Here is a 920-nt window from a genome sequence, read left to right as displayed (position 1 = left end):
CGGCCACATCACTGCGCCACCGCCTACCCCTTCGCCGTGCGCCAGGCCGTCATCGAGCTGCGCACCGACGGGGGCGACGTGCTCGGCCCCAAGAAGATCCAGGCCCTGCTGGCACGGCGCTATCCCGACATGGATGTGCCCTCGCGCACAACCATCTACCTGATCCTCAAACGCGCCGGATTGATCGAAGCGCAGCGGCGGCGGCGCCGCGTGAGCCCGCACCCCAGCGCGCTGAAGAGCACCAGCACGCCCAATGGGCTGTGGAGCGCGGACTACAAAGGGCAGTTCAAGCTGCGCAACGGCCAGTGGTGCTACCCGCTCACGGTCATGGACCATGCCAGCCGTTACCTGCTCGGCTGTGAGGCATTGGCGGGCACCGAATTGGCCCCGACCCGCGCCTGCTTCGAGAGGCTGTTTCGAGAGCACGGCCTGCCCGATCGCTTGCGTACCGACAATGGCGTGCCGTTCGCCAGCACCGGTGCCGCGGGGCTGTCGCGTTTATCGATCTGGTGGGTTCGGCTGGGGATCTTGCCCGAACGGATCGCTCCGGGCCGGCCGCAACAGAACGGCCGTCATGAGCGCATGCACCGCACGCTCAAACGCGCCGTGACACGTCCGGTTGCGGCGGACATGCCCGGCCAGCAACGAGCCTTCGAGCAGTTCCGTCAGCGCTACAACGAACAGTGCCCTCACGAAGGGCTTGACCAGCACAGTCCGGGCAGCCGCTACGTACGCTCCGCGCGAGCGTATCCGGCCAAGCTGCCGCAGGTCGAATACCCCAGCTATTTCGAGTGCAACAGGGTATCCAGTGGCGGCCTGATCTATTGGCGCTCCATGCGCATTTACATCGGCTACCTGCTCACAGGCCAGAGCGTTGGTTTCGAACCGGTCGGCGACGGACTATGGGATGTCTACTTCGG

At 65.8% G+C, this 920-nt stretch carries 1 protein-coding gene; it reads left to right on the top strand.

The annotated features are described in order from the left end of the window. On the top strand, positions 1 to 920 hold a 920-nt coding region (locus I8J34_RS24160; protein ID WP_214364179.1), incomplete at both ends, for an integrase core domain-containing protein.

The organism is Denitromonas iodatirespirans, assembly GCF_018524365.1.
GTDB classification, from domain to species: domain Bacteria; phylum Pseudomonadota; class Gammaproteobacteria; order Burkholderiales; family Rhodocyclaceae; genus Nitrogeniibacter; species Nitrogeniibacter iodatirespirans.
The sequence above is the reverse complement of the archived record's forward strand: the minus strand, read 5'-3'. Positions and strand labels throughout refer to the sequence as shown.